The sequence below is a fragment of the Ruegeria sp. BF10 genome, assembly GCF_056538725.1.
This window is the reverse complement of the sequence record NZ_JBQFTR010000018.1, coordinates 1-1,050: the sequence shown is the minus strand read 5'-3', so window position 1 is coordinate 1,050 and position 1,050 is coordinate 1. Positions and strand designations below refer to the sequence as shown.

Annotated in this window: 1 protein-coding gene; it reads left to right on the top strand. The window is 65.1% G+C overall.

What is annotated here, in order from left to right:
* Positions 1-52 precede the first annotated feature (52 nt).
* Positions 53-1,050: tyrosine-type recombinase/integrase (locus tag ACR0DJ_RS20470; RefSeq protein ID WP_480686325.1), on the top strand; the 998-nt coding region annotated here is incomplete at its 3' end.

The following is a 1,050-nucleotide window of genomic DNA, read 5'->3' as shown; positions in this document are numbered from 1 at the left end:
CGCTTATCATGTTTGTTTGATTTTTCCGCGAAATGCACGCAGAGTGGCTGCCATGAAGCCCCCTGCCCCCTATCTCCCTTCCGCCTCCCCTGCCCTGTCGCAGGCAGATCAGGACGCGCTGAGTGATCTTTATATCCGCGGCACCCCCGCCAACACGTTGCGCGCCTATGAGCGCGATCTGATCTATGTGACGGCGTGGAAAATGGCGCGTTTCAGGTCGCCACTGGACTGGCCCGAATCTGAGGCCACGGCGCTGGCCTTCATCCTCGATCATGCACGTGATCTGAATGATGCAGAAGACAGTGACATCGCGCGTCACAGCGCCGAGATTCTGATCAAACAGGGCCTGCGCAAATCGCTGGCCTGCCCGGCGCCGTCGACGTTGGACCGGCGGATCGCGTCCTGGCTGGCCTTTCACCGGATGAAGAACCTGACCAGCCCGTTTGATGCGCCGCAGGTCAAGCAGGCCCGGGCCAAGGCGCGCCGGGCGGCCGCCCGCCCCCCTGCCCCGAAATCCGCCCATCCCATCACCCGTGGCGTGCTGGAACAGTTGCTGGCCACCTGCCGCGGCTCGCGGCGCGATTGCCGCGACCGGGCGATCCTGATGCTGGGCTGGGCCAGCGGCGGGCGCCGCCGGTCCGAGATCACCGGGTTGATGCGCGAAGATGTCTCGTTGAAGGAGTTCGACAAATCAGGCGTCGCCTGGCTGTCGCTGCTGGAAACCAAGACCACGGCCAAGGGCGAAACGCCGCGCCTGATCCTGAAAGGCCGCGCCGCGCAGGCGCTGGTGCATTGGATCGAGGTTGGTGAGATTGCCGACGGACCGCTGTTCCGCCCCATCTCCAAGGCGGACCGGGTGCTGAAACGCCGCCTGACCCCGGATGCGATCTATCAGATCGTGAAACATCGGCTGAAACGGGCCGGATTGCCCGAGGGGTTTGCCTCACCTCACGGGTTGCGGTCTGGCTTTCTGACTCAGGCCGCGCTGGACGGTGCGCCGATCCAGGCCGCCATGCGCCTGTCGCTGCACCGCTCTGTGGCGCAGGCGCA